Source organism: uncultured Chitinophaga sp. (assembly GCF_902168175.1).
GTDB lineage: Bacteria > Bacteroidota > Bacteroidia > Chitinophagales > Chitinophagaceae > Chitinophaga.
In genome coordinates this window covers 107,068-132,517 of the sequence record NZ_CABHOU010000076.1, presented here as the reverse complement: position 1 = coordinate 132,517, position 25,450 = coordinate 107,068, and the positions used below count along the sequence as shown (strand labels likewise).

The 25,450-nt window shown below is 47.4% G+C and carries 20 protein-coding genes; 5 read left to right on the top strand and 15 right to left on the bottom strand.

Going from position 1 to position 25,450, the window contains the following annotated elements; translation table 11 throughout:
- Window positions 1-215: 215 nt before the first annotated feature.
- The 5 genes from QZT80_RS17835 to QZT80_RS17815 all read left to right on the top strand — a co-directional run bounded on the left by QZT80_RS17835 (window position 216) and on the right by QZT80_RS17815 (window position 4,358).
- Window positions 216-1,046 (top strand): universal stress protein, encoded by an 831-nt coding sequence (locus QZT80_RS17835; protein WP_295125061.1) that lies wholly within the window; start codon window positions 216-218, stop codon window positions 1,044-1,046.
- 35 nt (window positions 1,047-1,081) lie between these two features.
- The gene (locus QZT80_RS17830; protein ID WP_295125058.1) at window positions 1,082-1,906 is read left to right on the top strand and encodes a universal stress protein; all 825 of its coding nucleotides are present in this window, start codon (window positions 1,082-1,084) and stop codon (window positions 1,904-1,906) included.
- A gap of 122 nt (window positions 1,907-2,028) precedes the next feature.
- Window positions 2,029-2,865, top strand: coding sequence for a universal stress protein (locus tag QZT80_RS17825; protein WP_295125056.1), 837 nt, complete (start codon window positions 2,029-2,031; stop codon window positions 2,863-2,865).
- Window positions 2,866-2,874: 9 nt separating this feature from the next.
- Entirely contained in the window at window positions 2,875-3,420 is a 546-nt protein-coding gene (locus QZT80_RS17820) for a flavodoxin domain-containing protein (RefSeq protein ID WP_295125053.1), read from the top strand.
- Window positions 3,417-4,358 carry a 1-phosphofructokinase family hexose kinase gene (locus QZT80_RS17815; RefSeq protein WP_295125050.1) on the top strand — a complete coding sequence of 314 codons (942 nt, stop codon included), beginning with the start codon at window positions 3,417-3,419 and terminating at the stop codon, window positions 4,356-4,358. Before QZT80_RS17820 ends, QZT80_RS17815 begins: the two co-directional genes overlap by 4 nt.
- A 94-nt stretch (window positions 4,359-4,452) precedes the next feature.
- On the opposite strand, the gene ppsA is transcribed toward QZT80_RS17815, so the two are convergent.
- The 15 genes from ppsA to QZT80_RS17740 all read right to left on the bottom strand — a co-directional run bounded on the left by ppsA (window position 4,453) and on the right by QZT80_RS17740 (window position 25,411).
- On the bottom strand, window positions 4,453-6,843 hold the full coding sequence (ppsA, locus tag QZT80_RS17810) for a phosphoenolpyruvate synthase (protein ID WP_295125047.1): 2,391 nt from the start codon (window positions 6,841-6,843) through the stop codon (window positions 4,453-4,455).
- 37 nt (window positions 6,844-6,880) lie between these two features.
- Window positions 6,881-7,552 (bottom strand): BON domain-containing protein, encoded by a 672-nt coding sequence (locus QZT80_RS17805; protein ID WP_295125044.1) that lies wholly within the window; start codon window positions 7,550-7,552, stop codon window positions 6,881-6,883.
- Between the two features lie 185 nt (window positions 7,553-7,737).
- Window positions 7,738-8,184: an Hsp20/alpha crystallin family protein gene (locus QZT80_RS17800; protein ID WP_295125041.1), complete on the bottom strand. Its 447-nt coding sequence runs from the start codon at window positions 8,182-8,184 to the stop codon at window positions 7,738-7,740.
- 125 nt (window positions 8,185-8,309) lie between these two features.
- Window positions 8,310-10,811 carry a cation-translocating P-type ATPase gene (locus QZT80_RS17795; protein WP_295125039.1) on the bottom strand — a complete coding sequence of 834 codons (2,502 nt, stop codon included), beginning with the start codon at window positions 10,809-10,811 and terminating at the stop codon, window positions 8,310-8,312.
- A 253-nt stretch (window positions 10,812-11,064) separates the two neighbouring features.
- Window positions 11,065-14,532, bottom strand: a complete 3,468-nt coding sequence (locus QZT80_RS17790; protein WP_295125036.1) for a CheR family methyltransferase — start codon at window positions 14,530-14,532, stop codon at window positions 11,065-11,067.
- Between the two features lie 23 nt (window positions 14,533-14,555).
- On the bottom strand, window positions 14,556-14,957 hold the full coding sequence (locus QZT80_RS17785; protein WP_295125033.1) for a response regulator: 402 nt from the start codon (window positions 14,955-14,957) through the stop codon (window positions 14,556-14,558).
- A gap of 236 nt (window positions 14,958-15,193) precedes the next feature.
- Entirely contained in the window at window positions 15,194-16,279 is a 1,086-nt protein-coding gene (locus QZT80_RS17780) for an efflux RND transporter periplasmic adaptor subunit (protein WP_295125030.1), read from the bottom strand.
- A 30-nt stretch (window positions 16,280-16,309) separates the two neighbouring features.
- Window positions 16,310-19,534, bottom strand: a complete 3,225-nt coding sequence (locus tag QZT80_RS17775; protein WP_295125027.1) for an efflux RND transporter permease subunit — start codon at window positions 19,532-19,534, stop codon at window positions 16,310-16,312.
- Between the two features lie 5 nt (window positions 19,535-19,539).
- Window positions 19,540-20,931, bottom strand: coding sequence for a TolC family protein (locus QZT80_RS17770; protein WP_295125024.1), 1,392 nt, complete (start codon window positions 20,929-20,931; stop codon window positions 19,540-19,542).
- An 86-nt stretch (window positions 20,932-21,017) separates the two neighbouring features.
- Complete coding sequence (locus tag QZT80_RS17765; RefSeq protein WP_295125022.1) at window positions 21,018-21,407, bottom strand: hypothetical protein; 390 nt, start codon at window positions 21,405-21,407, stop codon at window positions 21,018-21,020.
- A gap of 168 nt (window positions 21,408-21,575) precedes the next feature.
- On the bottom strand, window positions 21,576-21,953 hold the full coding sequence (locus tag QZT80_RS17760; RefSeq protein ID WP_295125019.1) for a DUF202 domain-containing protein: 378 nt from the start codon (window positions 21,951-21,953) through the stop codon (window positions 21,576-21,578).
- Between the two features lie 163 nt (window positions 21,954-22,116).
- Window positions 22,117-23,472 carry an MBL fold metallo-hydrolase gene (locus QZT80_RS17755; protein ID WP_295125018.1) on the bottom strand — a complete coding sequence of 452 codons (1,356 nt, stop codon included), beginning with the start codon at window positions 23,470-23,472 and terminating at the stop codon, window positions 22,117-22,119.
- Window positions 23,473-23,559: 87 nt separating this feature from the next.
- Window positions 23,560-24,045, bottom strand: a complete 486-nt coding sequence (locus QZT80_RS17750; RefSeq protein ID WP_295125015.1) for a DUF6691 family protein — start codon at window positions 24,043-24,045, stop codon at window positions 23,560-23,562.
- A gap of 11 nt (window positions 24,046-24,056) precedes the next feature.
- A complete protein-coding gene (locus QZT80_RS17745) occupies window positions 24,057-24,623 on the bottom strand; it encodes a YeeE/YedE thiosulfate transporter family protein (RefSeq protein ID WP_295125012.1) in 567 nt (188 codons plus the stop codon).
- The gene (locus QZT80_RS17740; RefSeq protein ID WP_295125009.1) at window positions 24,623-25,411 is read right to left on the bottom strand and encodes a sulfite exporter TauE/SafE family protein; all 789 of its coding nucleotides are present in this window, start codon (window positions 25,409-25,411) and stop codon (window positions 24,623-24,625) included. The genes QZT80_RS17745 and QZT80_RS17740 overlap by 1 nt, the downstream gene beginning before the upstream one ends.
- Between the last annotated feature and the right edge of the window lie 39 nt (window positions 25,412-25,450).

Here is a 25,450-nt window from a genome sequence, read left to right as displayed (position 1 = left end):
ACACTGGATATCCGCGGGACAGGCAGGCTGATGACGACAATTAACCAGGCGTTTGAGCGCCGTCATTCAGAAACGGTGCCCAGGGCCATAATTTAGTATGACACTACAAAGCAGAAGCATGGCTCTCCAACAGTTTATTCAATACCAGGTGAGCCCACTCCAATGAAAGCCATCATTAAAGGCTGGCTTCGTTTTCTAATAAAAATTAAAATGATATGAAAAAGATATTATTTGTGGCCGATGCTGCCACACAAAATGCTCACCGGCTTGATTTTGCCTGTTACGTTTCTAAGCTGACACACTCAACTTTAACCGGCATTTTCCTGTCAAGTGAACACGACGCTATTCTAGCCGAAGAAACAACGGTGGCAGTCACCGCAAATGAGCATCCATACACCCGCCAGGCCAATCAACGGACCATTACTACAGAAAAGGCGGTGTTGGACTTTAAACGCGCCTGTGAAAGCCGTGAGGCAAACTGCACGGTGCAATTGGACACAGATGTACCGGTAAGAGCCCTGATCAGGGCAAGCCGTTATGCAGACCTGATCATTGCAGATCCAGGCCTTTCTTTTACCGGGAAACAGGAAAATGCGCCATCCGATTTCCTGAGGAGCGTTATGTCGGGTGCGGAATGTCCGGTTATAACGGCACCTTTCGAATTTGAAGGAGTAGATGAAATAGTGTTCACATTCGACGGATCCTCTTCCAGTGTGTATGCAATGCGTCAGTTTACCTACCTGTTCCCCGAACTTTGCGAACTCCAGGTAACAGCAGTTTGTGTTACGGCACCGGATGAACCTGCGGGAGGGCATATCAGCGATTTGAAAGAATGGCTGAATATACACTACTCACATGTACAATTCCTGCACCTGGAAGATTCCCGCGTCAACAACCGACTGCTCGAGTACCTGATAGGTAAAAAGCGCAGCCTGATCGTAATGGGCGCTTTTGGGCGGAACACTATTTCCGGAACATTATTCCCAAGCCATGCGATACCTGTTTTACAATTCGCAGACCAGCCGGTTTTCATCGCGCACAAATAATTAAATCACCTTATTACCGTAAAAATTTACCTGACATGAAAAAGATCATAATTGCATTTGATGGCGCCAGTTATTCGCCGGGGGCCTTTGAACTGGGCATGCGCCTTAATGAACTGGAACCTGTATTGCTGACAGGCGTTTTTTTGCCACAGCTTGACTTACCCGACCTGGCTGAATTTTCTTATGCAAACATGGGAGCGGGATATGTGCCGATGCTGGAAGCCTACAGCCGTGAAGCGGTGGAGAAAACAGTAGACCAATTTGAAAACGATTGTATACGAAACGGAATTGAATACAGGGTACACCGGGAATCACTCGATTTTTCCATGGCAGCATTACAGAAAGAAACACGTTATGCAGACTTACTTATCCTGGGTAATGAATCTTTTTACGCCAACCTTGGTACCGACAAACCCAATGACTATTTGCTGGAAACACTGCATAACGCGGAATGTCCGGTACTGATCACACCAGAGAAATTCAGGTTCCCGGAAAGCATTGTGCTTACTTTCGACGGGAGTGAAGACTCCGTTTATGCCATCAAACAATTTGCTGCGCTTCTCCCCCATCTATGTTCACTTAAAACGATACTATTGTATGGTACCGACTCCAAAAATCCACAGTTACCCGATGCAGACTATATTAAAGAACTCTCGGCACGACATTTCCCCGATCTGACCATAGAAGTACTGGAAGCCGATCCCGCAAGATATTTTGATACCTGGATCCACGATATCAAAGATCCCCTGCTGGTTTGCGGTGCATATGGCCGTTCCCGCCTTTCCCTCTATTTTTCAAAGAGTTTCGTTGCAGATGTGATCAGGGACCACGCCATACCGATATTTATTACACACCGGTAACCAGTTCTTTTAACAGCATGAAATTGGCTGCTCATCGATGACAACAATCATCCCTCCTTTTGAAACTGGTCATCTATAAGAGGTATGACACACTTTATCTTGAACAAATAAAAGTTCATTCCATGAAAAGAATTATTGCGGCCATTGATGCTATGCAGTTTTCAGAAACACAGCTCGACGGATTCAGTTATATTGCCCGGCAGACCGGTGGCGAACTCACGATCTTGTTTTTAGAAGACATTTCCGGTTATGGTGTAAGACTGGCTAACACTTATGCCGAAGCTAACTATACAGACCCCGAACGGATTGCGGCTGAAGGGCTTGCATTGAGGGATCGCATGAAGAACGAGCAGCTGCCAGCACTCAAAGCGATGTGCGCCAGGTCCGATAAAGAGATTAAGATCCGGGAGGCTACTGGCTGGCCTTCTGATGAAGTAATAGCGGAGAGCAGGTTTGCCGACCTGCTGCTGATCAACCACGATACTTCGTTTGCCATGTTGGAAGATACAAACCCTCCTCAATTTGTGATGGACGCTTTGATTAAGGCTGAATGCCCGGTGATGGTTATACCGGAAGAGCCGTTAAGGATACAGGAACTGATTTTTTCCTATAATGGTTCGGCCTCATCGATGTATGCCATCCGCCGTTTTACAGAATTATTTCCTGATTACTGGGATATGCCTGTGCAGGTAGTATATGCAGATGAAGACGGAAAGGGTAAAATACCTAAACTGGCATCTCTGAAGGCCTACCTCGAACCTCAATACGACAATATTACCTATACAATTCTGGAAGGAAATCCCTCTTCTGCCTTCCTTTCTATGCTGGAACACCGGCGCGATTGCCTGGTTACCTTCGGCGCTTATGGCAGAAATGCTCTTTCACGTTTCTTCCACCGTAGTGAAACAGACAGCATTCTAAGAACACTTCGCACGCCTTTATTTATCACACATCCTTAAAAAAAATTTATGTTGGGTATAATCCTTTATAAAAGCAAGTATGGCGCCGCCAGGCAATATGCGCTCTGGCTTTCGGAGGCACTACAGCTTACAATACGCGAGGCGGGCACAGAAACGGCCGAAGACCTGGCAGATGCGGATTACGTGATCCTGGGTACCAGCATCTACATCGGGCAATTCCAGATAAAGAGCTGGCTGGAAGAAAACAAAGGCAAACTCGCCGGGAAAAAAGTTTACCTGTATATTGTTTGTGGCACCCCTGCTAACGAAACCGATAAGCAGGAGCAGTATTACCGCGACAATGTACCGGTCAGTTTATGGGATATTCGCCGTCGCATATTCCTTCCTGGCCGACTTCTTTACGCCAAGCTGCGGTGGAGAGATAAGTTTATGCTACAGGCCGGTGCCTTAATGGCAAGGTTAAGCGGCGAAAAACTTCATACAACAGATTACGATGACGTGAAGCAGGAACACCTCGCCCCCCTTCTGACGCTTATCAGACAGGAAACGATGTTAAACTCCCCATTTGTAATTACCTCAGTTCCCACCATATGATAGTCACCATTACCATGAACCCCACCGTGGATAAGAGTTCCGCTGTGGACCGCCTGGTCCCGGAGAAAAAACTGCGGTGCAGTAACATCTATACCGAAGCCGGCGGCGGAGGCATCAATGTAAGTAAGGCATTGAAAGAACTGGGGGAAGACAGTCACGCCCTGTTTCCGGCAGGCGGAGGAAATGGCAGACTACTAAAGCAATTACTGACTGCCAAACAAATTCCCTATACGGCCATTTCCTCCGGGAACAACACACGAGAGTCTTTTAACATTACAGAAAATGTTACAAGGGCTCAATATCGTTTCATTATGCCTGGTGAAGAATTGCCCGCACGCGCTGTTGCAGCCTGCCTGCACGCGCTGAAAGCAATGGACCCGTTCCCCTCGGTTATTGTAGCCAGCGGTAGCCTTCCTACCGGTATTCCTGCAGACTTTTACGCTACTGTTGCACAAATCGCAAATAAACGTGGCGCCAGGCTGATACTCGATACTTCCGGCGAACCGCTGACACTCGCCCTGAAAGCAGGTCTTTTCATGATCAAGCCCAATTTATCCGAATTACAAGCGCTCACAGGTCACAGCTGCGCCACAATGCCCACCGTACTGAAAGCAGCCAGGAAAGTCCTGCACCGGTACAGATGTGAGGTAGTGGTCGTATCGATGGGCGCGGCAGGCGCATTACTTACGACCCGGGACACTCATTACGCAATATGTGCGCCTGCAGCGAAAAGAATAAGTACCTCCGGAGCCGGAGATAGTATGGTAGCCGGAATAACCTGGATGTTACAACAGGAAAAGAGCTGGCAGGAAGTCCTTCAGTTCGGTGTTGCCTGTGGCACTGCCGCCACATTAAATGCCGGTACTCAGCTGTTTAAAAAAGCAGATGTAACGAAGCTATATGAACAGATTAAAACAGACCATGCAGTTCAGGTATAATCTGTAATTCACATCAACATAAAACTGACAAAACCTGCTTATAAGAAGAAGCCGGGAGCTGCGAAGCTACCCGGCTTTTAGGTGGTCGCCCATCTCAGAATACTACTTCCATCTTCTGCTCGGCAGCAATGACGTTTTCAATTCCTTTAAAAATCGCGTCGGCAGTAAAAGCGATGCTGTTGATACCCGCTTCCACCAGGAAACGTGCATACTCCGGGAAGTCGCTTGGCGCCTGCCCACATAAACCTACGGGCGTTCCGGTAGCCCTTGCCTTCTGAATAGCCATACTCACCATTTGTTTTGCTGCGGCATGCTGTTCATTAAACAGGCCCGATACAATTTCTGAGTCACGGTCAATGCCCAGCGTAAGTTGAGTGAGGTCGTTGCTTCCAATGGAGAAGCCATCAAAAATGGCGGCAAAAGCTTCGGCCTGCAGAACATTAGAAGGGATTTCCACCATTACGTAAACCTGCAGGGAGGTATCTTTTTCGCGGTCAAGCCCAAACTCCTTCATCGTATCGAGTACCTTCCGGCCTTCTTCAACGGTACGGCAAAAAGGCACCATCACTTTAACATTACTGAGGCCCATCTCTTCCCGTACCACTTTGATAGCAGCGCACTCTAGCCCGAAAGCAGGTTTATACCGTTCATTGTAATAGCGGCTGGCGCCCCGGAATCCCAGCATGGGGTTTTCTTCCCGCGGCTCAAAATATTGCCCGCCGGTAAGGCTGGCATACTCATTTGTTTTAAAATCACTAAACCGGACGATCACATCCTTAGGATAAAATGCGGCGGCCATCGTGGCTATTCCCTGGGAAAGCCTGTCAACAAAATACTGCTCCTTGTGATCGTAGTGCCGGGTAAGCGTATCGATTTTTGCCTTTACCGCAGCATCTGTCAGTTCATCATATTTTACCAGCGCCATCGGGTGTATGCCCAGCATATGAGTGATGATAAATTCCATGCGCATTAGTCCGACACCATCATTGGGGTAAAAAGATAACTGAAAAGCCTGGCCGGGATCGGCGGCGATCAACATCACCTCTGTTCCTTCGGGCATACGGATATTGCGGATATCCGCCTTTCGTTCCACAATTTCAGCCTTACCGCGATAAACGTGTCCCATCTTGCCTTCGCAACAGGAAACCGTAATCAGTTCCCCGTCTTTTATGGCGGCGGTAGCATCACCGGTACCCACTACGGCTGGCACACCGAGTTCACGGGCAACGATCGATGCGTGGCTGGTACGCCCTCCTTTATTAGTAACGATACCGGCGGACTTTTTAAGTAAAGGGTCCCAGTCGGGGCTGGTAAGATCGGTAACGATGATTTCTCCTGGTTGTAACCTGCCGGCATCGTCGGGCGACGATAGCAGGCGTGCAACACCGCATACGATCTTTTCACCTACCGCTTCCCCCTCAGCGAGGCACTCCCCTTTCTCCAGTATACTATATACGCTGAATACCGGGTCCTGTTTACGGGCATGAACAGTTTCCGGCCTTGCCTGCAGAATAAACAACTCATTCGTATCGCCATCTTTTGCCCACTCTATATCCATAGGTAGCTGGTAGTGCTGCTCAATTATCCGGGCCCAGTTGGCCAATTGTGTCACCTCCCCGTCGGACAGTACAAACACGCTTCTCTTTTCCTCCGGCGTTTGTATGTTGATGACAGGCCTTTTCGTTCCATCCTCCGCATAACACATCGTTTTTTCCTTCGCTCCGAGTTTTTTCTGAACAATAGCCTTTTTACCCTGAAGCAATGCAGGCTTAAATAAATAGAACTCATCAGGCGTTATGTTGCCCTGTACAATGTTTTCGCCGAGCCCCCAGCCACCGGATATATGAATGATATCACGGAAGCCTGTTTCTGGTTCAAGTGTAAAACAAATACCGGAACAACCGGTGTCGGCATGTACCATCTTTTGCACCCCTACGGAAATAGCAATTTTATCGTGCTCAAATCCCTGATCCTCGCGATATTTAATGGCGCGATTCGTATACAGTGATGCAAAGCAATGCTGTACTGCTTTCACAAGCTCCAACTCACCTGCAATATTCAGAAAAGAATCATGCTGACCGGCAAAACTGGCCTGCGGCAAATCCTCTGCGGTAGCACTGCTGCGTACGGCTACTCTCAACGGAAGCCCTCCAGCAAGCTCCCTGTAAGCCTTAATGATAGCATCCTCTATGCTACCTGGCATAATCGCGTCGAGCATCAACTCTCTTGCCCTTGCCCCAACCTGGTTGAGGTTGCCGTAATCTGTTTTATCAAGAGATTGCATCAACCGGCGCAAAGCTTCTTCCAATGCATTATACTGAATGAACTCCCGAAATGCCTCCGCGGTAACTGCATATCCGTCTGGCACCGTGATGCCCAGGTTTGACAGTCCGGATACCATTTCGCCCAGGGAGGCGTTTTTACCGCCCACCGAAGGCACATCGCCAATACGGATATTCCGGAAAAGCCTGATATACTCCTTCATAACAATTTGTTTTAACTGTAAATAATAGACGATATTGTTATTGATACACCAACTCCCCTTCTTCCAGTGTCAGCAGGTTTTCTACTGCCTCAATACCAGGCGCCGCCCAGGCAGCGTCGATGGCATCATCAGCTTCGGCTAAAGACCTTACCATACCTGTAAGCGTTACCTTATTACCGGATACCTCTGCTGAAATACGATTTGCATCTATTGTTGCACTGCGATGAAAGGCCGCCATAATTTTCCGTTTTACATCATAAGGTGTGGGCTGCTTTTCAACGGTTAAAAAGTTATTGACCCTCACTACTCCCACCAGTTTTTGCACATCGTTCTGAGCCGCCGTACGCTGGTACTCAAACATGACCTCCCCATATAACGACACCACACCATCTTCCACTTTCACACTAATTTTTTCGTCAGGCACCGCATTGTCCCATTTAAAAGTATGCACAACCGATTCGGCGAGATCTGTATCCGTTTTCTGATCAAAAGGTGATAATCCTACGACTATGTCTTCGGCAACAGCTTTGACACCGCTTACCCTTCTCACCACCTTTTCGGCTATTATTTTCTTATAGTAGGAGTCTACCTTGCCGGACAGGGTAATTACGCCATTTGTAGCGGCAACACCTATCTCCGCTGAATTCAGCGAAGGTTCCCACCTGAGTTGCTCCATTACATCTTCCTGGAGTTTGATATCTGTTTTCATAATAATTGATATTTATAAAGTGAGGAAAAAAATTACCGGGTGTCTTCCCCGGATTATAGCGTGAACACCAAATTAAGATTAGGAAAGCCTGTGCTGGATGATGGCCGTCACGCCGGTAGTTGATTGTGATAACGGACATAAAAAAGCCCCGCCAGATGACGGGGCCGGCCGATAGTTAGCTATGCCTACTTTACTGCGATATGTTTGGATATCAATGCTTTCCTGGCATCTTCCTTCTTGGGCAGCTTTACGAGCAGCACGCCGTTCTGGTAGGATGCCTCTATTTTTTCCTGCAATACTTCATCCGGCAACGTGAAACTCCGGCTGAAAGAACTGTAGCTATATTCTGTACGGGTATACCCCTTATCTTTCTCCTCCTTATTCTCCTCCTTTTCACAACTGATAGTAAGCATGTTCCCTTCAACATCTATATTAAAATCGTCTTTATTTAACCCGGGGGCGCCGACGGATAATTCATATGCATCCGGTCTTTCGGCAACGTTAACAGCCGGCGTTGTCATCCGTTTCGGGAGGAAGTTGTCTGTTTCAAAAAGATCATTCAAAGGTTTAAAGAAGTCATTCCACATTGCGGGAATATGTTCTGCCCTTTTTGCTAATGATTTGTGTGACATATACGTAAGTTTTTAGGTGAAAATATATTTGACACTTCAAATATACCGCCCCTGCTACTGGTGTTGGAGAACGATGATCAACCACCTGTATGAAAACTGTCATGCGAACAGCTAACCTATTCCGGTTACGCGATCTTACTTTTATTAATTATTTTATATACTTCAAACCACATGACGGATACAAATGCGGTAGCCGTGCATATGCTGAACTCAGGCAACGTCAGGGGTGACAGGCCGAATATGCCGCGAATAGCCGGCACGAGCAATATCAGGGTTACGAAAACTATAGAACTCAGTAAAACCCATATCGCCAGGTTATTTTTATAGCGTGTAGTTACAACCAGACTTTCCGTAAAGGACCTGTTGTTAAACGTGAGGAAAATATTCGCGATCAGCAACGTAGTAAACACCATTGCTCTTACCTTTTCCAGCGGCGAGCCCTGTACCATCCCCATATAGTAAAGAGCCAGTACGCCAATAGCAATCACACCTCCCTGTAGGATACTGACTAACAGCTCGCCCCTGTTAAACAGGCTGCTGTTCCGTTTACGCGGCAACATTTTCATCACGTCCGCCTCTACCGGTTCGCGCTCGAAAAAGATGGAGCAGGTAGGCCCCATAATGAGTTCGAGGAAAATAACATGAACAGGGGTGAAAATATTCGGGTACTTCCATCCCAGGAGAATGGGTAATGCGGCCGTAATAATAATGGGGATATGAATAGAAATGATATATCGTATCGACTTCTTCAGGTTAACAAATATCCTCCTGCCCTGCTTAACGGCCTCCACGAGCTTGGCCATGTCGTCATCGGTAATTACCAGGTCGGCCACATTGCGCGCTGTTTCAGCACCCTTTTGGCCCATCGCTACACCAATATCCGCCGCTTTTAAAGCCGGTGCATCATTTACCCCATCGCCAGTCATGGCCACCACCTCTCCATTGGTCAACAATATTCTCACTACTTTTTCTTTCGCTTCGGGAAACATCCTTGCAAAAACCGTTGTTTGTTTCACTGCGGTCAGCAGGTCTTCCGGCGACATGGCCATCACATCATTACCTGTGAGGTAGTGTTCATATCCGATGATGCCTACCTGACCCGCGATATTCATAGCCGTTTCGGGGTAATCGCCGGTGAGCAGTTTCACGGCAATACCGGCGTCATAAAATTGGGTAATTACGTTGCTGACGTTCGGCCTTGGCGGGTCATAGAGGCAGATAAACCCTTGCAGCTGCCAGTCGAAATCATCTTGTACTGCGGGCAATTCCTGCCCCGGGCAGGTGGCAGAGGCAACTCCTATCACCCTGTATCCCCTGGCTGCTTCCGCTTTTACCTGCGCCGATATTGTCGAAACAGTATCATCATCCAGCCGGCAAACTTTGAGGATTCTTTCAGCCGCACCTTTGGCCGCAGCGATCCTTTGACTGCCCTCTCCATAAATATGGGTCATCATAGGCGGTTTGCCCTCCAGGGGATATTCATATACCTGTGTAAGATTTTCATACAGGAAACCCTTTACGCGGGTTTGATATGCTTCCAGGATAGCCTTCTCCATAGCGTCGAAAGGTGTTGTTTCGCTGGCCAGCCTGCCATATCCTAATACGTCCGCCGCCAGCGGGCCATCTCCTGCAGAAAAGAGTTTATTCTCCAGGAAAACATATACCTCCTTCACCTGCATACGATTTTCGGTGATAGTCCCTGTTTTGTCAAGGCAGATCGTACTTACCGCGCCCAGGTTTTCGATCACCTGTGGGCGACGGGTGATAATGCCCAGGCGGCTCATCTGGTAAGCCCCAAGGGCCATGAAGGAAGAAAACGCCACGGGTATTTCTTCGGGGATTGCGGCCATGGCAAGTGTGAGTGCAAACAGCAGGCTCTCCGTCATTACACCACTATGAAGATAATTGGCGAGCCATATCAACAAAAATGCTATCCCGCCAAATATTGCCAGTCGTTTTACGTACAGACCTACCTGTTGTTGTAAGATAGTACGGCTACTATCGTACCCACTCACCGATTTGCCTAATTTACCCAATATCGTATGATTGCCAATAGCTATCACCCTGGCGTAACACTGCCCTGTGTTTACAGTTGTTCCCTGAAAGATCTTACTTTCATCGCCTTCCTCCTTTTTGTCAACGGGGAACGACTCCCCCGTTATCAGCGATTCGTCTACCGAAAAGTCATTCTGCTGCAACACCAAAGCATCTGCAGGAATGATATCGCCTTCTTTGAGCATCATTATATCGCCAGGCACGAGATCATCCGCCGGCATTTCCTGCTCCCGGCCGTCCCTTACTACCTTAACCTTTTGTTGTGTATAGCGTTTTAACGCGTCCAATGCGCGCGTACTTCTGATATCTTCATACAAGGAGATGGCGGTTACGATCATGATAGCGCCTACCATCATATAACCTTCAGACGCCTGCCCCAGTAAAAAATAGAGCGAACAGGCAACGGCCAGGAGGATGAACATCGGTTCGCGGATAATATCCAACAACACATGCAGCAGCTGGTGGGAATTGCCATGACTGAAAGTGTTTTTACCCAGCCTGGCCTGCAATTGCACGGCCTCTGTTTGCCGAAGCCCCTTTATATCATTGATTTGCGTTACTTTATCAGGCATGAACGATATTTTTAGCTATAGTATAATACCTAAAGCTACCGTACCCGGTTAACGCCAGACATGATGACCATCACACCTGCCCTTGATTGCGCTCACGCCAAGTGGCCTTCTATTTACCTGGGGGTACAGGTACTTTCACTATGCAATATAAGGGAATATTCAGGGCGGTCGCTCCCGCACCACCGATGCAGGAGCAGGTATTACGACGCAGGATCACGGTTTGATAACTGTACCTGCTATTTTGCTGCAACAACTACGCATTTGCGCTGATTTGTTTTAACGGTATAACAACCTCAAAAACAGTCCCTTCTCCCTCGATGGAATTAGCTGATATAAAGCCATCGTGATTCGCCACAATGCGTTTGCAAAGCGCCAGGCCAATACCATTACCTTTGAATTTCTTACGATCATGAAGCCGCTCAAACAATACGAATATCTTTTCGGCGTAACTCTGCGAAAAACCTACGCCGTTATCGCTCACAGTAATAAGATGCCAGCCCGTCCCATTATGTAAGCCACGCTCCTCCACTTCCCCATCTGTTAATAATCGTGACTGAATAGCGATCTCCGGGTTGCGGCCTGGCTGAGAGAATTTAAGCGCATTGCTGATCAGATTATAGAACAACTGGCGCATCTGAAGCGGCACGGCCTCAATCAACGGAAGCGTATCAACATTAATAGACGACCCTTTTTCCTGCATCAGCAAGTCAAAATCCGCCAACACAGTTTGGAGAATCTGATTGAGATCTGTTGGAACAAACTCGCGGCTTTTTTCCTGTAAACTTGAATAGTTAAGCAGGTCCTGTATTAACCCCGTCATTCTACCGGCCGATCCCTCGATCTTGCGCAGGTAGTCATTAATTTCTGAGTTCTGCCCCTCCGATCTGTCCAGCAACATACTTATGAACATCCGTATCTTCCGCAATGGTTCCTGTAAATCGTGAGAGGTAACGAAAGCAAATTGCTCCAGTTCCCGGTTGCGATCCAGTAGCAGTTCGTTTACATCACTTAGCTCGACGGTACGTTCAGAAACCAGCCTTTCCAACGTTTCGTTAGTCATCTTCTGATCGTGAATGTCCATACACGCCATGGTATAGCCCGAAAAGGTGTTATCCAGCTCAAACCGTGGAATCGCATTGCACGACATCCACCTGTAGTTTCCTTTGTGACGGAGCCTGAATTCTGCGTTAAAACGCTTACGGGATGTTAACGCACTGTTTTGTAACTCCATAAATGCGCCAACATCTTCAGGATGTATATCATCAAACCAGTAATTGTCTGAATAAACACTGCTCTCCTCCTTACCAGTATACCGCAACCAGTCCTCATTGTAAAAATTGAATACGCCACTCGGTCCGCTCATGGCAATCATTACCGGGGCACTGTTAGACAGTGTCCGGAAATGCTGCTCACTATACCGTAATTTTTGCTCCAGGTCTTTGCGGATCGTAATATCAGCAATAACGCCGATCATACTCACCGGCACGCCTTCATCATTGTACAGTGCCTTACCGATCGCGTTAATCCAATGCCAGGTACCGTCCGGCCATTCTATGCGAAATTCTTCATTATACAAACCATGCGTGGCAATCGCTATGTCCATCGCTTTTGACACAAGCGCCCTGTCGGCCGCAACAACAATCTCCTGAAACTTTGCGTAAGTTAATTCCGCGTCCGGCGGCTGACCTAAGTTCACTTTACTGGTTGCCGACGCAGTAAATTGCTTATCTGGTAAAGAAATTTCCCAGGAGCCAATACTACCGGCATTCATTGCAAAATCCAGCCTCGCTATTGTTTCCTCCAGGTGCCGCTCTGCTGCTTTAACGGCTGTTATATCCTCGATCATCAACAATATCAACCCCTCTTCATCCGTATCATCCAACATTTTGCGCGCGTTAAGCTTCATCGTCCTGGAGCCGAGAAGGTAAAAATCAAGCGTCACCTCAAAATTCTCCAGTTCCTTTTTTTCGAGTACCGCCTGTTCTAACATTCTGCGCAACTCTGGTAAATTCCACTGCCCGTTACCAAGTTCGTATAAAAGGCGTCCGTCGGTTTCCCGTGAATTCGTCTGGAAGGTCGCGTAATACGAAGCGTTGGCCGATTTAACCCGGAGTGATTTGTCCAGTACCACGAGGCTGTCATTAACGGTATTATTAATAGCATCTGCGTACTCCCTGGCGGCATTCAGCTCCCGGTTAACCTGGTTGAGTTCTTTGTTACGGATGGTCAGTTCCTCATTCGTCGATATCAGTTCTTCCTGTGAAGTCTGTAACTCCTCATTGAGCGCTTTCAATTCCTCGTTAGCACTTTGAAACTCCTCACTGGTAGCTTCCTGCTGTTCGCTCAGGGCCCTTAGTTGTTCCCTGCTTTCCATTAACTCCTGTTCAAGCTGATGAATACGTAAGTCACGCGTATTATTTATGCCGTCATCAGGGCCAAGCGTTGGCGGCTCGGGAGGCGTAACATTTTGAAACAACACCAGGTAAAAGCGTTCTTTTGTATTAGAAAGAGGCTGTATTTCGATCGTAATGCGCAGCAATTTCCCTTCATGCTCCAGCGCAATGCCCTCACATTTTGTATACGAACGTTCTCCCTTCACTTTCTGAAGGCATTCCTGCAAATCGTAGTAAAGACCTTTGCGCACCATCTTTAGTATATTAAAGCTGGCTATTCCAGGGGATGGCTCAATATAAAAACCCGTATTCCCGCGAAAATCAACGATATCAAAATTCTCATTTATCACAACACCAGCCGGAATATACCTGGCCAGTAATATATCATCTGCAGCCTTCTGAAAATCTTTTTTGTCAAAAACATTGCGTTTGTCCAGATTGATCATTTCACGGTCTGTTTGCGCAGGCTTAGGGCCTACATGCGATAATTTTCTGTTTCTGTGGCTATTAATATAAAAATTAAACGTCTTGTTTACTGCCTCAAAATGTCCCTCTCCCGTTCCTGTTTCCGATTTCCCGAGGAAAAGATAAGCGTTTGGGCGGAGTGCATAGGAAAATATCGAAAGTATTTTCTTTTGAAGCACAGGCTGCATATAAATAAGAACATTACGGCAGCTTACCAGGTCTATATTGGCAAATGGTGGATCGGCAAGCACATTATGATGAACAAAAACGCACATATCCCTGATGAAGTTTTTCACCTGCCATCCTCCGGCGTGACTGTTAAAAAAGCGTTCAAGCCGTTGTTCCGATACATTAGCTGTTGATGCCGGGGAGTATATGGCTCTTCGGGCCTTGTCGATAGCGGCCGCAGAAAGATCACTGGCGAAAATTTTCACACGTCCCAGGTCATATAACTCGCTAAAGTGTTCAAAAAGACAAATGGCTATAGAATAGGCCTCCTCTCCGGTAGCACATCCGCATACCCATATACGAACGGTATTATTTTCTGTCTTCTCCGCCAGTATACGTGGGATTATTTCACTGCACAGGTAATCAAAATGCGGTTCGTCGCGAAAAAAGCTTGTAACGTGGATTAATAGTTGCCGGAAAAGCTGGTGATGCTCCAGCTCATGGTTTTGTAAATAAACCAGGTATTCATCTGCGCTTTCAATATTAAGCAAGTGCATCCGGCGTATAATACGCCGGGAAAGCGTGGTTGGCTTATAATTGTGAAAATTAACTCCAGTTTTCTGTTCCAGGATGTCAAGAAACTTGCGGAACAAATCGCTGCCATCTTTGCCAATAATGCGGATTTCTTCGTTCACGGTCTAAGTATAGTATTAAATCGTTATGATATGTACTCACTAAGAATTTGGCTAAGTTCTTTACATAGAAGCGCAAATCTGCAATGTTTCGTAATATAGGCACTAGCCCCCATTCCTTTTGACCTGTTTATATCCTCAGGTCGCTGTGAATTGGAGTAGATAACAATTGGCACATACCGGTAGTCTTCCATATTCCTGATTATACTTAATAGCTGTATACCGTCGTTTCCTGGCATTTCAATATCGAGAAAAATAATGTCAGGAATGGAAAGGCCCATTTTTGAAAGTTTGGCCAACGCATCATCACCATCGATCGCGTAAACAGCCCGAATCGTGTTGTCTATTTCCCTTAGGGCCGCTCCAAAAATCTCCCGGTCGTCCGGATCATCATCCACCAAAAGAACCCTGAAATTTCCTTTACGCATAAATGAGGCCAATATTGTGTAAAAAAGGAATAGTACCGTTAGCTTTAAAAAAGTGATCAAAAATAATAAAACTGCTGAACGATTCTACAGTCCGGGGAATATCTTCCTCGCAGTTCCTTCTTTGACATTCGCATCAAGTATTCCATATTTGGGCAACGTATCTGACAACTCCGCAGAACCGACCTTTTTATATCTCCATATAAATAATTCAATATAAACGGTCTATTAAATCCAGACTATTTAACTTCTGCCCCCTCCGCAATTTCATCCGTTGCATGCAGCAAAATTTCATCGCCTGCCTGTAAAGCGCCAAACACCTCAGTCGAATCTTTTGTCCTTAACCCTTCCTGGATGTTGACCAGCCTGGCCTTCCCATCCTCTACCTTAATTACGTATTGCCGCTCAGTAGATCGTACGATGGCGTTATTGGGTATCAGCAAAGACTTGGAAGCAGATAAAAGAGGGATTTTCACCTCTGCGTACATGCCCGGCTTCAACTCCAGGTCACGGTTATTGATATCTATTTCTACCGCCTCGGAACGGAGACTGCCCAGGGCATTTGCCGAGCGGCTGATCGTAGCGGTATTTTCTTTACCGGGCATGGCATTGTACACGAATGTTACCGGTCTTTTAAGATCTACTTTATCTACATATGCCTCCGGAATATAAACTTCCAGCCGCAGTTTTTCGAGGTGCTGCAGTACCAGCATTGGCTGGTCATTAGACTTACTACCCGGTCCCACAAGGGCACCGGCGGAAACGTTGCGCTGAACGATCATTCCATTAAAAGGAGCAGTAATGCTAAGGTAACTGCTTATATTCCTCATGGATTCGACGTTTGACTTTTCTGCCAGTACCACGGCTTCATCCGCTTTCATACGGGAAAGGGCGTTGTCAATTTCAAGAGGTGCTACAGCCCCTTCTTCCGCAGCGGCCTCCTTCAACCTGCGATACTTATCTTTACTGGCCACCGCGTTTTCCTGCGCCTGCACATATTTAGAGGTAGCGGCCTGCAACTGGGATTCCAGCTCCGGAGCTTCCAGGGTTACCAGCACCTGTCCTTTTTTAACTGTCCCTCCACGATCTGTCAGCACTTCTTTAACAAAGCCATTTACCCTTGCATACATATTAACTTCCTCGAACGGCTTTAGCTGTCCGGGTAGTTTAACATAACTCGCTAAAGGTTTGGCGGTAACGGCACCGATCTCATAATGGCTTTCTTTACCGGCAGATGCTTTACCTGTCATATCGACTGGTTGCCGGCGTTCGCCGCAGGCGCATAAAAAGCTGATTCCGACTGCTAAAAAAAATGTATGTTTCATCTAATTTTTTTTTCTGATTAACTGACTGGATTAATTTGATCTGATTTCCTCCTCTGGCATTAAAGAGGGCGATTGAACGCTTGCCCTGTTTTGCACCCATGCAAACACATGCGGCAAAATGAACAATGCTGCAATAGTCGAAGCCGCAAGCCCGCCAATTACAGCGCGGCCTAACGGAGCCGACTGTTCTCCGGCTTCTCCCATACCGGAAGCCATCGGGATCATACCGGCAATCATCGCAAAACTTGTCATCAGGATCGGACGAAGCCTTATGCCGGCACTTGTTACGGCCGCCCTGGCAGCATCTTTATAGCCGATACGCAGGTTTTCCGCGTTTGTTACGATTAATATGGCATTGGCCACCGACACACCGGTAGACATGATCATGCCCATGTAAGACTGCAGGTTAAGCGTAGAACCTGTAACAAGCAGCAGTATTAACGAACCGGCAATAACTGCGGGCACCGTACTTAAAACCGCAAAAGCCAGCTTAAACGACTGGTAATTTGCCGCCAGTAGTAACAGGATAACGATAATGGCGACCAGCAGTCCATTCTGTAGGCTGGCCATGGTTTCGTTTAACAGGCTGCTCATACCCCTCACTTCCGTTATTACACCTTTAGGCGCAGCCCCGGCTTCCGCTATTGCCTTCTCCACTGCAACTGTTGCCTTGCCGAGGTCCTGGTGGTGAATATTTGCGCTCACTGTTAAAAAACGGCGTGGGCCAGAACGGTCATATTGACCGGGTACATAGTCCGTGGTAAAACTGGCAATATCGCCTAAAACCGGGCTGCTCTGCCCCTTTACCAGTGGAATTTCCTTCAGCTCGTCCATCGTGTTCATTACATACTCCGGCACCTGCACCTGCACCTGGTAAGTGTAAGCCTTCGACTCGTCCAACCACTGATTTTTTTCAGTAAACCGGCTGGATGAAGTACTGGCCGTTACTGAGCGCGCAATATCGGCTACGTTCAAACCTAACTGCGCAGCCTTGAGGCGGTCGATGCGGATAGCCACCACCGGGAATTTCAGTGGCTGGGCAATTTGCACATCCCGTAAATAAGGTATCTGCCTGAATTTGCTGACCAGTTTATTTGCATGGCCCACAATTTCATTCAAATCCTTTCCGGCCACGCGAACTTCAATGGGTGTGGCCGCGCCCTGGCTCATAATCTTTTCGGTCATATCTATCGGCTCGAAGCTGATGCGAAGCTCTGGCAGGTAGTGTTTTATGTTCTTCCGAAGTGCCTCTTTCAGGTCGTCCATATTCACTTTGTATTCGTGATCAAGATTCACCTGCAACACCGCTTCATGCGTCCCAGTATTGAAAATATACAGGTTACTGGTACCGTAGCTGCTGGGAATCAATCCTACATAGGCAGAACTGATCGCTACGTGGTGATCCACGGTGGAATCGATAATCTTCAACACCTGTCGCATTTTTTCTTCGGTCCTCTCCAGCCTGGTACCATCTGGTTCCTTAATACGCAGCTGGAACTGTCCGTTGTTCAGCTTAGGCATCATATCCTTTCCGATGACGACAAAACCCAGACCAGCCAACCCAAGGGAGATGACCAGGTACAATGGTATCAGCCATTTTTTCCGTGGCATATTGCGCTGCAAAATATTTACATACTTCAGCTTAACGCGTTCGAAAAAGTCGTTCTTTTCCGGATGCTTTACCTCTTCTTCAAGGTGCCTGTCGATCTGCTGTATCTCCTCTTTATCAAAAGCCTGACCTGCATGGGCGTGCAACTGTCCATGATGATAGCTGTATTTTTCCTCCTTGATCATCCAGTTGGAAAGTATCGGTACCAGCGTCAGCGCGAGAATATAGGATATGATCATCGTTAGTCCAATCGATAATGATAGCGGCAGGAACATCGCCTTCGGAATGCCATTCATCAGGAATGAGGGCGCAAAAACGGCCAGGATGCACATGAGGATCAGCAACAATGGGAAAGCGACTTCCTGGCAGGCATCGTAAATAGCCAGCCGCTTGGGCTTACCCATCTCCAGGTGTTGGTGTATGTTCTCAATAGTAACCGTGGCCTGGTCTACCAGAATACCGATTGCCAGCGCGAGTCCGCTCAGCGTCATAATATTGATCGTTTGACCAAAGGCGCTCAGCAGGAGTACACCAATAAGAATTGACACCGGGATAGTGATCACCACGATAAGACTGCTGCGAAGGTCGCGCAGGAAGAGCAACACCATCAGGCCGGTAAGCAGGGCACCCAGGCCACCTTCCGTGATGAGGCTTTCTACTGCATTTACCACAAACACCGACTGGTCAAATTCGTAAGACAGCTGCACATCATCCGGCAAAAGGCTTTGCATGTCCGGCATTTTCCCTTTCAGGTTTTTAACCACCTCCCAGGTAGAAGCATCTGCCGTTTTTACCACCGGTATATATACAGATCGTTTCCCGTTGATCAGCGCGTAGTCTACCGTCACATCCGCCGCATCAGCTACCCTGGCTACATCCTTTACCAGAACAGGAACACCATTTTTCGTTACAATAGGTATATCTCCAAATTCCTCTACCTCCTTTAACAAGGTATTCATAGTAGTGAGATACATCGTATTATCCAGCCGAAGGTTACCTGACGGCGACATTACATTGAACTTGGCCAGCGCGCTTACCACCTCATCGGGCGTGATATTATAGCTACGCAGTTTACTTGGGTTTACACTTACAGTGATAGCCCTCGAGTTGGCCCCGAAAGGCGGTGGCGCAGATAGCCCGGCGATACTGGCAAATGCAGGCCTTACCCGGGTGGCCGCGAGGTCATAAATCTCTTTAAGATTGCGCGACTTACTGGACACGACCAATTGCCCCACCGGTAGCGACGAAGCATCGAACCGCACCACCTGTGGCGGCAATGCACCCGGAGGAAAAAACTTCATGGCCCTGTTCACCTGTAGCGCCACCTGTGCCGAAGCTTCGGCCATATCCGTGCCTTCGTAGAAGCTCAATTTAAGCATTGTAAGCCCCTGGATATTTTTTGCTGTAATATTGCGGATGCCATTCACATACAGGAACTGATCCTGCAAACGGGTAGAGAAAAAGCCCTCCATTTGCTGTGCAGACATACCTCCGTACGACTCGATCACATAAATAGTAGGCTGGTTAAGTTTCGGAAATATATCAATCGGTATTTTAATAGCTGTAACTACCGAAAAAAGAAGCAAACTAACGACGACTACGACAGTGGTTATCGGGCGTTTTAGTGCAGAAGAAACTAGCGACATATCAATCAGTTAAGTATATTATTTAGAACCTCATCCACCACATGCTCATTCAGGGCTTTTTGAAACAGCACTTTGCAATAGAGATAGTGAGCATTAGTATAGTCTATTTCAGCCCGGTACAGTGTGTTTTGCGCCGCATTCAGCTCCACAATGTTGGTGAGGCCATTTCTATAAAGCGAAAACTTTTGCCGGTAGGCTGCCTGAGCTGCATTTAGCAGGTGGGGAATTTCCTCAAGGCGTTGCAATGCGGTTTGCAGATCGGCGTCGGTTTTATTGATGCCCAAAACGAGCAGAGACCGTTGTTCGTCCAGTTTTCGTTTTGCATATTCAGTAGAGGCCTCCTGAACCGATAGCTGCATGTGCCTGCGCTTAAAATCGAACACGTTATAGGTAATACCAACTCCCACCAGGTAATTACCCCTTTCGAAGCCCAACCCTTTGTTAAGCGAACGGAATTCGTCGGAAGCACTAATACTGGAACCCCTGCCCCATACCGCACCTTGCAGCGAAATTTTCGGACTGTAACTTTTTCGTACCAGCCGCTCTTTATCAAGGCTGTTCCGGTACATCGACTTATACAACTCAATATTGGGATGATGTGCCGTATCGGTTTCCTGAATCGATACCGTTTTGTTGAACAAAATAAGTTTCGCAGCTAAAGCCGTGTCGGGAACAAGCAGATCGGGCGTTAATCCGCTGATGGCTGACAAACCCAGCTGGATCTGCCGGTATTGATTGGATAGTTCCAGGTAATTCAGCCTTGCCCTGGAAAGCTCTGCCACGGCAATACTCGTATCTACCCCGGCTATAATTCCACTTTTCGCCTGCGCCTGAATAGACCGGCGTATTTCGGTATTACGCTGGATGGTCTGCAATTGTATTTTAACAAGTTCATTCAGCCGGAGTAACTGAAGATAGTTTTCTATTGTGTAAGCATGCCATTCATAGCGGCTTTGTCCAAAACGCGCCTGCTCCACATGAAGATCAGAAGAGGCTACCATTCGCTGAGCCTCGTAGGCGCCAAAATTATACACCTCCCAGTCGAAAGCCGCAATTCCAAGATCGCCAAGTGCAGTACTGGCGTTATCCTCTATACGCACCCGGGAATTGCCAGGTACAATGCCATAGGAAAAATAACCGCCTGGCATATTATTGTTGGTGCCCGCGTTTACCTGGTAGTTTACCTTCAGAGAAGGAAGACTATTGCCACGTGTTGCCACTTCCTGCGCCTGCCTGATCCGGATGGCAGCAGAATCAGCCACCAGGGAGGGCGCATTGCGGTCTACATGAATAAGCAGTTCTTTCAGCGTAAGTACAGGTTGTTGCGCCGCAGATGGCACGCAAAAGGAAATAAGCAGCCAGCTGCACAGCCAGCGCATCTTTCTAAAATGAAACATGATCAAGTATTAAGAATATAACATTTCAGGCAACCAGTAGATAGTCACCTATGCCATTATAACAGAGAATGTAGTGCGAAATATATTTAACAGATAGATGGGGGGCCGCGAAGTAACGAGCAGGTTAACTGGGAAAATTGCAGGGCAGGCGTTACAGTAGTCGCTTCTGTTTTCAACAGTAACACGACCTCCGCCAGATTGAACTGTAGTTGTAAGGGTAAGGGCCCGTAGATTTGAGTCGGAAAATATCGCTTGTTTAGTTTTACCTGTAGTTTCGATACGCCCTGGGAGCCATCGGTGTATATACCGGCCCCGGTTTGTTTGTGTGCCGACCGATAACTATCCGGCTGTGCCATCCCGTCATACGACGGAATACATACATAGCGAAGGTGCAACTGCACGAAGAAAAAAAGTACATACACGCCAAAGGCGAGGCACTTGCCAGGCACTGTATTTTGGAATGTAGTTCTCTGCATAAGTTAGTGATCGAAGGGATTTAGTGAAAAATGTCAGACCACCAAAGTAATAAAAAATTGAAGCCTGATCGTCATCAGGGCAGCTTTAATGTATAAACGGTAGTTATTCGTGATAAAGAAAGTTAACTGTGGCCCGGGAAGGGCGTATTCGTTCCTAAGCCTTTTAAATCATGAAGTAGTTATGAGATAAAAGATAAGGCAGACACTAATAAAAAATATAAAAACAGTTAATAAACTAAGCAACAGCGCCGAGTTTTGATACTGGCCAAGCGTGATCTCTCTTTCTGTTTTTTTATATCGCACAAAAGCCAACAGCGTCGTAATTGCGCCTACGGCAACAAGGAGCACGCCAATAATAGCGGAATATCCCCTGGAGGGCAAAATGGCAGATGTTCCGGTTATTAAAGAAAGTTGTTTCACGAACAAAGAAAACTTCATCACTACAAAACCAAAAGCCATGATACCTATACTTGTTCTAACCCATGCAAGAAAAGTTCGTTCATTGGCCAGGTGATCGCTTGTTTGCTTCAAATTTTTCTCTTCCATAATTTTTTAAACTGTATATAATCCGAAAAGCTATCCTTTCGTAAAATAAACTTTTTATTACAGCTCACCGCCAATAAGTATGTGATTAGCAGGGGCAACTGCTCCCGCTAATCACATTTGCAACCTGTGCTGTGCTTTTACACCCATATTAAAGGTACATCAACTACCCCTGTAGTGCCGGTAACGTAAATTCCTTTACCGTTTCGCCCAGGTCATATACGCTGGCTTTTCCTTTCAACAACCCGGCGACTATGCTACTGCCGGCCGCACTGCGGTAACCGCCGGCACAATGGACCACTACCGGCTTGTTTAAAGGAATCTCACTTCCTCTTTCCCGCAATTCGTTCAGCGGTATATTAAGCGCCTCCCTGAAGATAGGTTTAGCTGCGGCTTCCCCGGCACTGCGTACATCAACAATGGTGTATGCGTGTTCGTGGAGCTTAAAATCTTCAACATCCAGCACTTCCATCCGTTGAGGGCCTTCCTGTAATACGAAGGCTTCCCTGATAAACGGTTCATAACCGATCTTCGCGGTGCGGGCCACAAGCTTCCGTAGCTGCTCTGTCGTTTCGGCCACCAGGTAAAATGCCTCCCCGGGCTTAACCAGTGTGCCCAGCCAGGTTTCGAAGCTATTACCATCCTGAAGGTTTATAGCGCCGGGCAGTGCGCCTTTTTTAAAAGAAACCGCAGGACGGGCATCTATAACGGCTACATGATTGTCCGTAATAACTGGCTGGCCGTACAGCCGGACATTGCCGAGCGCATTCGCCAGCACTTCAGCCCCCTTGCGGTTCACCGACACATCGTATGTAAAATATGCCGGTATGAATGGCTGATCGGTATTGAGTGCCTGTACAAATGCTTCTTCAGACATATCCTGCAACGACCAGTTCGTCCGTTTTTCCCGGCCGATAGTGCTGCTACTGTCCTGGCTAAGCGATTTGCCGCAAAGAGAACCGGCACCATGGGCCGGATATACCTCTACAGACTCATCCAGCACAAGGAGTTCGTTTCGCAGTGAATGATACATTTGCCTGGCCAGCAAATCGCGGGCCGCAGTAATGTTCCCGGCCTGCTCGCGCAGATCGGGGCGGCCGCAGTCGCCGATAAATAATGTATCACCCGTAAAAACAGCTTTATCTTTCCCCTCATGTTCTAGTACGATACTAATGCTATCGGGAGAGTGACCGGGGGTATTAAGGGCCTTTAATTTTATTTTACCAAACGATATTTCGTTACCACTATCAAACGTCGTATGCGGATAAAAGGCGCCGACAAGTTTCGAGCAGTAAATAGTGACGCCGGCAGTCTTGTGCAGTTCCAGGTGCCCACTTACAAAATCAGCGTGTGGATGGGTTTCTATAACACCGGTTATCCTGGCGTTATTCACGCGAGCATACTCAAGATAGGGTGCTATATCGCGGGAAGGATCTATTAAGACAATTTCGGCTGCACATTCACTCAAAATCGCGTAGGAATAATGCGCAAGCGGACGATCTTCAAATTGCTGAATTTTCATACTGTTGGTTTTAAATGCAAATTACCATTACGTTAGAGAAGATACGGTGACTGCTGTCACACTGGTTACTAATGTTTGTTAGTTCGATCAATGAGGCAGTTTCTCGCGGAAACGCCCATAGATCCAGGTGCCGGCAACCGCGCTCAACAACGTTACAATTACTACAGTAGCACCGGTACCTATCTGTGCAAACAACGGGCCGGGACAGGCACCCGTGAGCGCCCAGCCCGAACCAAAGAGCAAACCGCCATACACCTGTCCTTTGTTAAATTTTTTAGTATGCAACATAACCGGTTCCCCATAAATAGTACGCAACCGCCACTTTTTGATGATCCATACAGACAGCATACCTGTGATAACGGCACTGCCAATGACGCCATACATATGGAAAGACTGGAACCGGAACATCTCCTGGATGCGATACCAACTGATAATTTCGGCCTTTATAAAGACAATGCCGAACGCAATGCCGACCAGTATATATTTTAGCTGGTGATACCATTTATGCCGCAACCGGCTTTCATTTACACAGATACTGTCCTGTGAACGGAGTACTAATTCATTTATATTCATTTCCGGTAGTTTCAAAGCGATAAAATAAAAGGCAATATGAGATTTGCCATAACCAGCCCCCCTAACATGAAACAGCAGGTAGCAACAAGAGATGGCCATTGTAGTGTAGACAGTCCCATGATGGCATGGCCGCTGGTACAGCCGCCCGCATACCTGGCCCCGAAACCGACCAGCAAGCCGCCGCCCACCATCACCAATAACCCACGTACACTTAGAAGCGACTGCCAGCTGAATAATTCCGCCGGCAATAACCCGCCGGTGCCGATGTTATAGCCAGCCAGTTCCTTAGCCAGTTGAGGATGCACCATCACATCATATGGTGTGGAAAGCCACAGTGCCATAATGAGTCCACCCAACAAAATCCCCCCAACAAAAAACAGGTTCCAGGCCTCACTTTTCCAGTTATACTTAAAGAATGGTATGTCAGAAGGGAAACAGGCTGCACATACGTGGCGCAGGGACGAACTGATGCCGAACGACTTGTTGCCCAGCAACAAGAGTGTGGGCACTGTAAGACCGATTAATGGTCCGGCCACATACCAGGGCCAGGGCCGCTGTAAAAAATCTGCTATCATCATTATAAAATTTCATGGATTAACATAAGAACACCGGTAATTAATACCAGTAAACCAAACCCCTTTTTCAGTAGAACGGCAGGAATGTTATGGGCCAGGCGGCCACCAGCCAGGATGCCTGCCACCGCAATTACTGTAAGCCCTGTTAAAAAGAGCCAGTTCGTATCATACATTCCGAAGTCACCGGCAAAACCAGTAAGCGAGTTAACGGCAATAATCAGCAATGACGTACCTACCGCAGTTTTCATTGGCAGCTTCACCAGCACAACAAGCACCGGGATCAGCAGGAAACCGCCACCGGCCCCTAATAAACCTGTAACCATACCAAGCCCAATACCATAAAGTATAAGCCGGCAGCGGCCACAAAACGGCTGCCCGGCATTATTGCCATTATCCGACGTCTTTTTAAACATAGAGAATGCTGCCAATACCATCAGGAGCGCAAAAAGCATCATCGTAACAGTATCCCTGGTAAGTGTATATCCTTGTATATGGCCCAGCGTGCCGGGAATTAATGGCAACAGGAACCTGCGGACAGCAAAAACCGTGATTACAGAGGGCAGACCAAATAAGAAAGCCGTACGCCAGTCCAGCAGGCGCCTGCGGTAATTGCTAACAGCACCTACCAGGCTGGTACTACCAACTACAAATAGAGAATAAGAAGTAGCCAATGTAGGAGAAAGGCCAAAAAGATATACCAGTACCGGCACCGTAAGAATAGCGCCACCGCCACCGGTCATGCCCAGCGCAAGACCGATAAAAGCGGCAGCTATGTAACCAACAACCATCATATGTCTGTTTTGTTAAAACAAAATTCAGACATCTGCCAG

What these genes read in the sequence shown, in the direction of transcription:
- QZT80_RS17830 (WP_295125058.1), top strand. Translation starts at nt 1,082, where the DNA reads ATGAAAAAGATCATAATTGCATTTGATGGCGCCAGTTATTCGCCGGGG.
- QZT80_RS17760 (WP_295125019.1), bottom strand. Translation starts at nt 21,953, where the DNA reads ATGGAAGAGAAAAATTTGAAGCAAACAAGCGATCACCTGGCCAATGAA.
- QZT80_RS17835 (WP_295125061.1), top strand. Translation starts at nt 216, where the DNA reads ATGAAAAAGATATTATTTGTGGCCGATGCTGCCACACAAAATGCTCAC.
- QZT80_RS17755 (WP_295125018.1), bottom strand. Translation starts at nt 23,472, where the DNA reads ATGAAAATTCAGCAATTTGAAGATCGTCCGCTTGCGCATTATTCCTAC.
- QZT80_RS17825 (WP_295125056.1), top strand. Translation starts at nt 2,029, where the DNA reads ATGAAAAGAATTATTGCGGCCATTGATGCTATGCAGTTTTCAGAAACA.
- QZT80_RS17745 (WP_295125012.1), bottom strand. Translation starts at nt 24,623, where the DNA reads ATGATGATAGCAGATTTTTTACAGCGGCCCTGGCCCTGGTATGTGGCC.
- QZT80_RS17770 (WP_295125024.1), bottom strand. Translation starts at nt 20,931, where the DNA reads ATGTTTCATTTTAGAAAGATGCGCTGGCTGTGCAGCTGGCTGCTTATT.
- QZT80_RS17805 (WP_295125044.1), bottom strand. Translation starts at nt 7,552, where the DNA reads ATGAAAACAGATATCAAACTCCAGGAAGATGTAATGGAGCAACTCAGG.
- QZT80_RS17740 (WP_295125009.1), bottom strand. Translation starts at nt 25,411, where the DNA reads ATGATGGTTGTTGGTTACATAGCTGCCGCTTTTATCGGTCTTGCGCTG.
- QZT80_RS17765 (WP_295125022.1), bottom strand. Translation starts at nt 21,407, where the DNA reads ATGCAGAGAACTACATTCCAAAATACAGTGCCTGGCAAGTGCCTCGCC.
- QZT80_RS17750 (WP_295125015.1), bottom strand. Translation starts at nt 24,045, where the DNA reads ATGAATATAAATGAATTAGTACTCCGTTCACAGGACAGTATCTGTGTA.
- ppsA (WP_295125047.1), bottom strand. Translation starts at nt 6,843, where the DNA reads ATGAAGGAGTATATCAGGCTTTTCCGGAATATCCGTATTGGCGATGTG.
- QZT80_RS17820 (WP_295125053.1), top strand. Translation starts at nt 2,875, where the DNA reads ATGTTGGGTATAATCCTTTATAAAAGCAAGTATGGCGCCGCCAGGCAA.
- QZT80_RS17800 (WP_295125041.1), bottom strand. Translation starts at nt 8,184, where the DNA reads ATGTCACACAAATCATTAGCAAAAAGGGCAGAACATATTCCCGCAATG.
- QZT80_RS17815 (WP_295125050.1), top strand. Translation starts at nt 3,417, where the DNA reads ATGATAGTCACCATTACCATGAACCCCACCGTGGATAAGAGTTCCGCT.
- QZT80_RS17785 (WP_295125033.1), bottom strand. Translation starts at nt 14,957, where the DNA reads ATGCGTAAAGGAAATTTCAGGGTTCTTTTGGTGGATGATGATCCGGAC.
- QZT80_RS17795 (WP_295125039.1), bottom strand. Translation starts at nt 10,811, where the DNA reads ATGCCTGATAAAGTAACGCAAATCAATGATATAAAGGGGCTTCGGCAA.
- QZT80_RS17775 (WP_295125027.1), bottom strand. Translation starts at nt 19,534, where the DNA reads ATGTCGCTAGTTTCTTCTGCACTAAAACGCCCGATAACCACTGTCGTA.
- QZT80_RS17780 (WP_295125030.1), bottom strand. Translation starts at nt 16,279, where the DNA reads ATGAAACATACATTTTTTTTAGCAGTCGGAATCAGCTTTTTATGCGCC.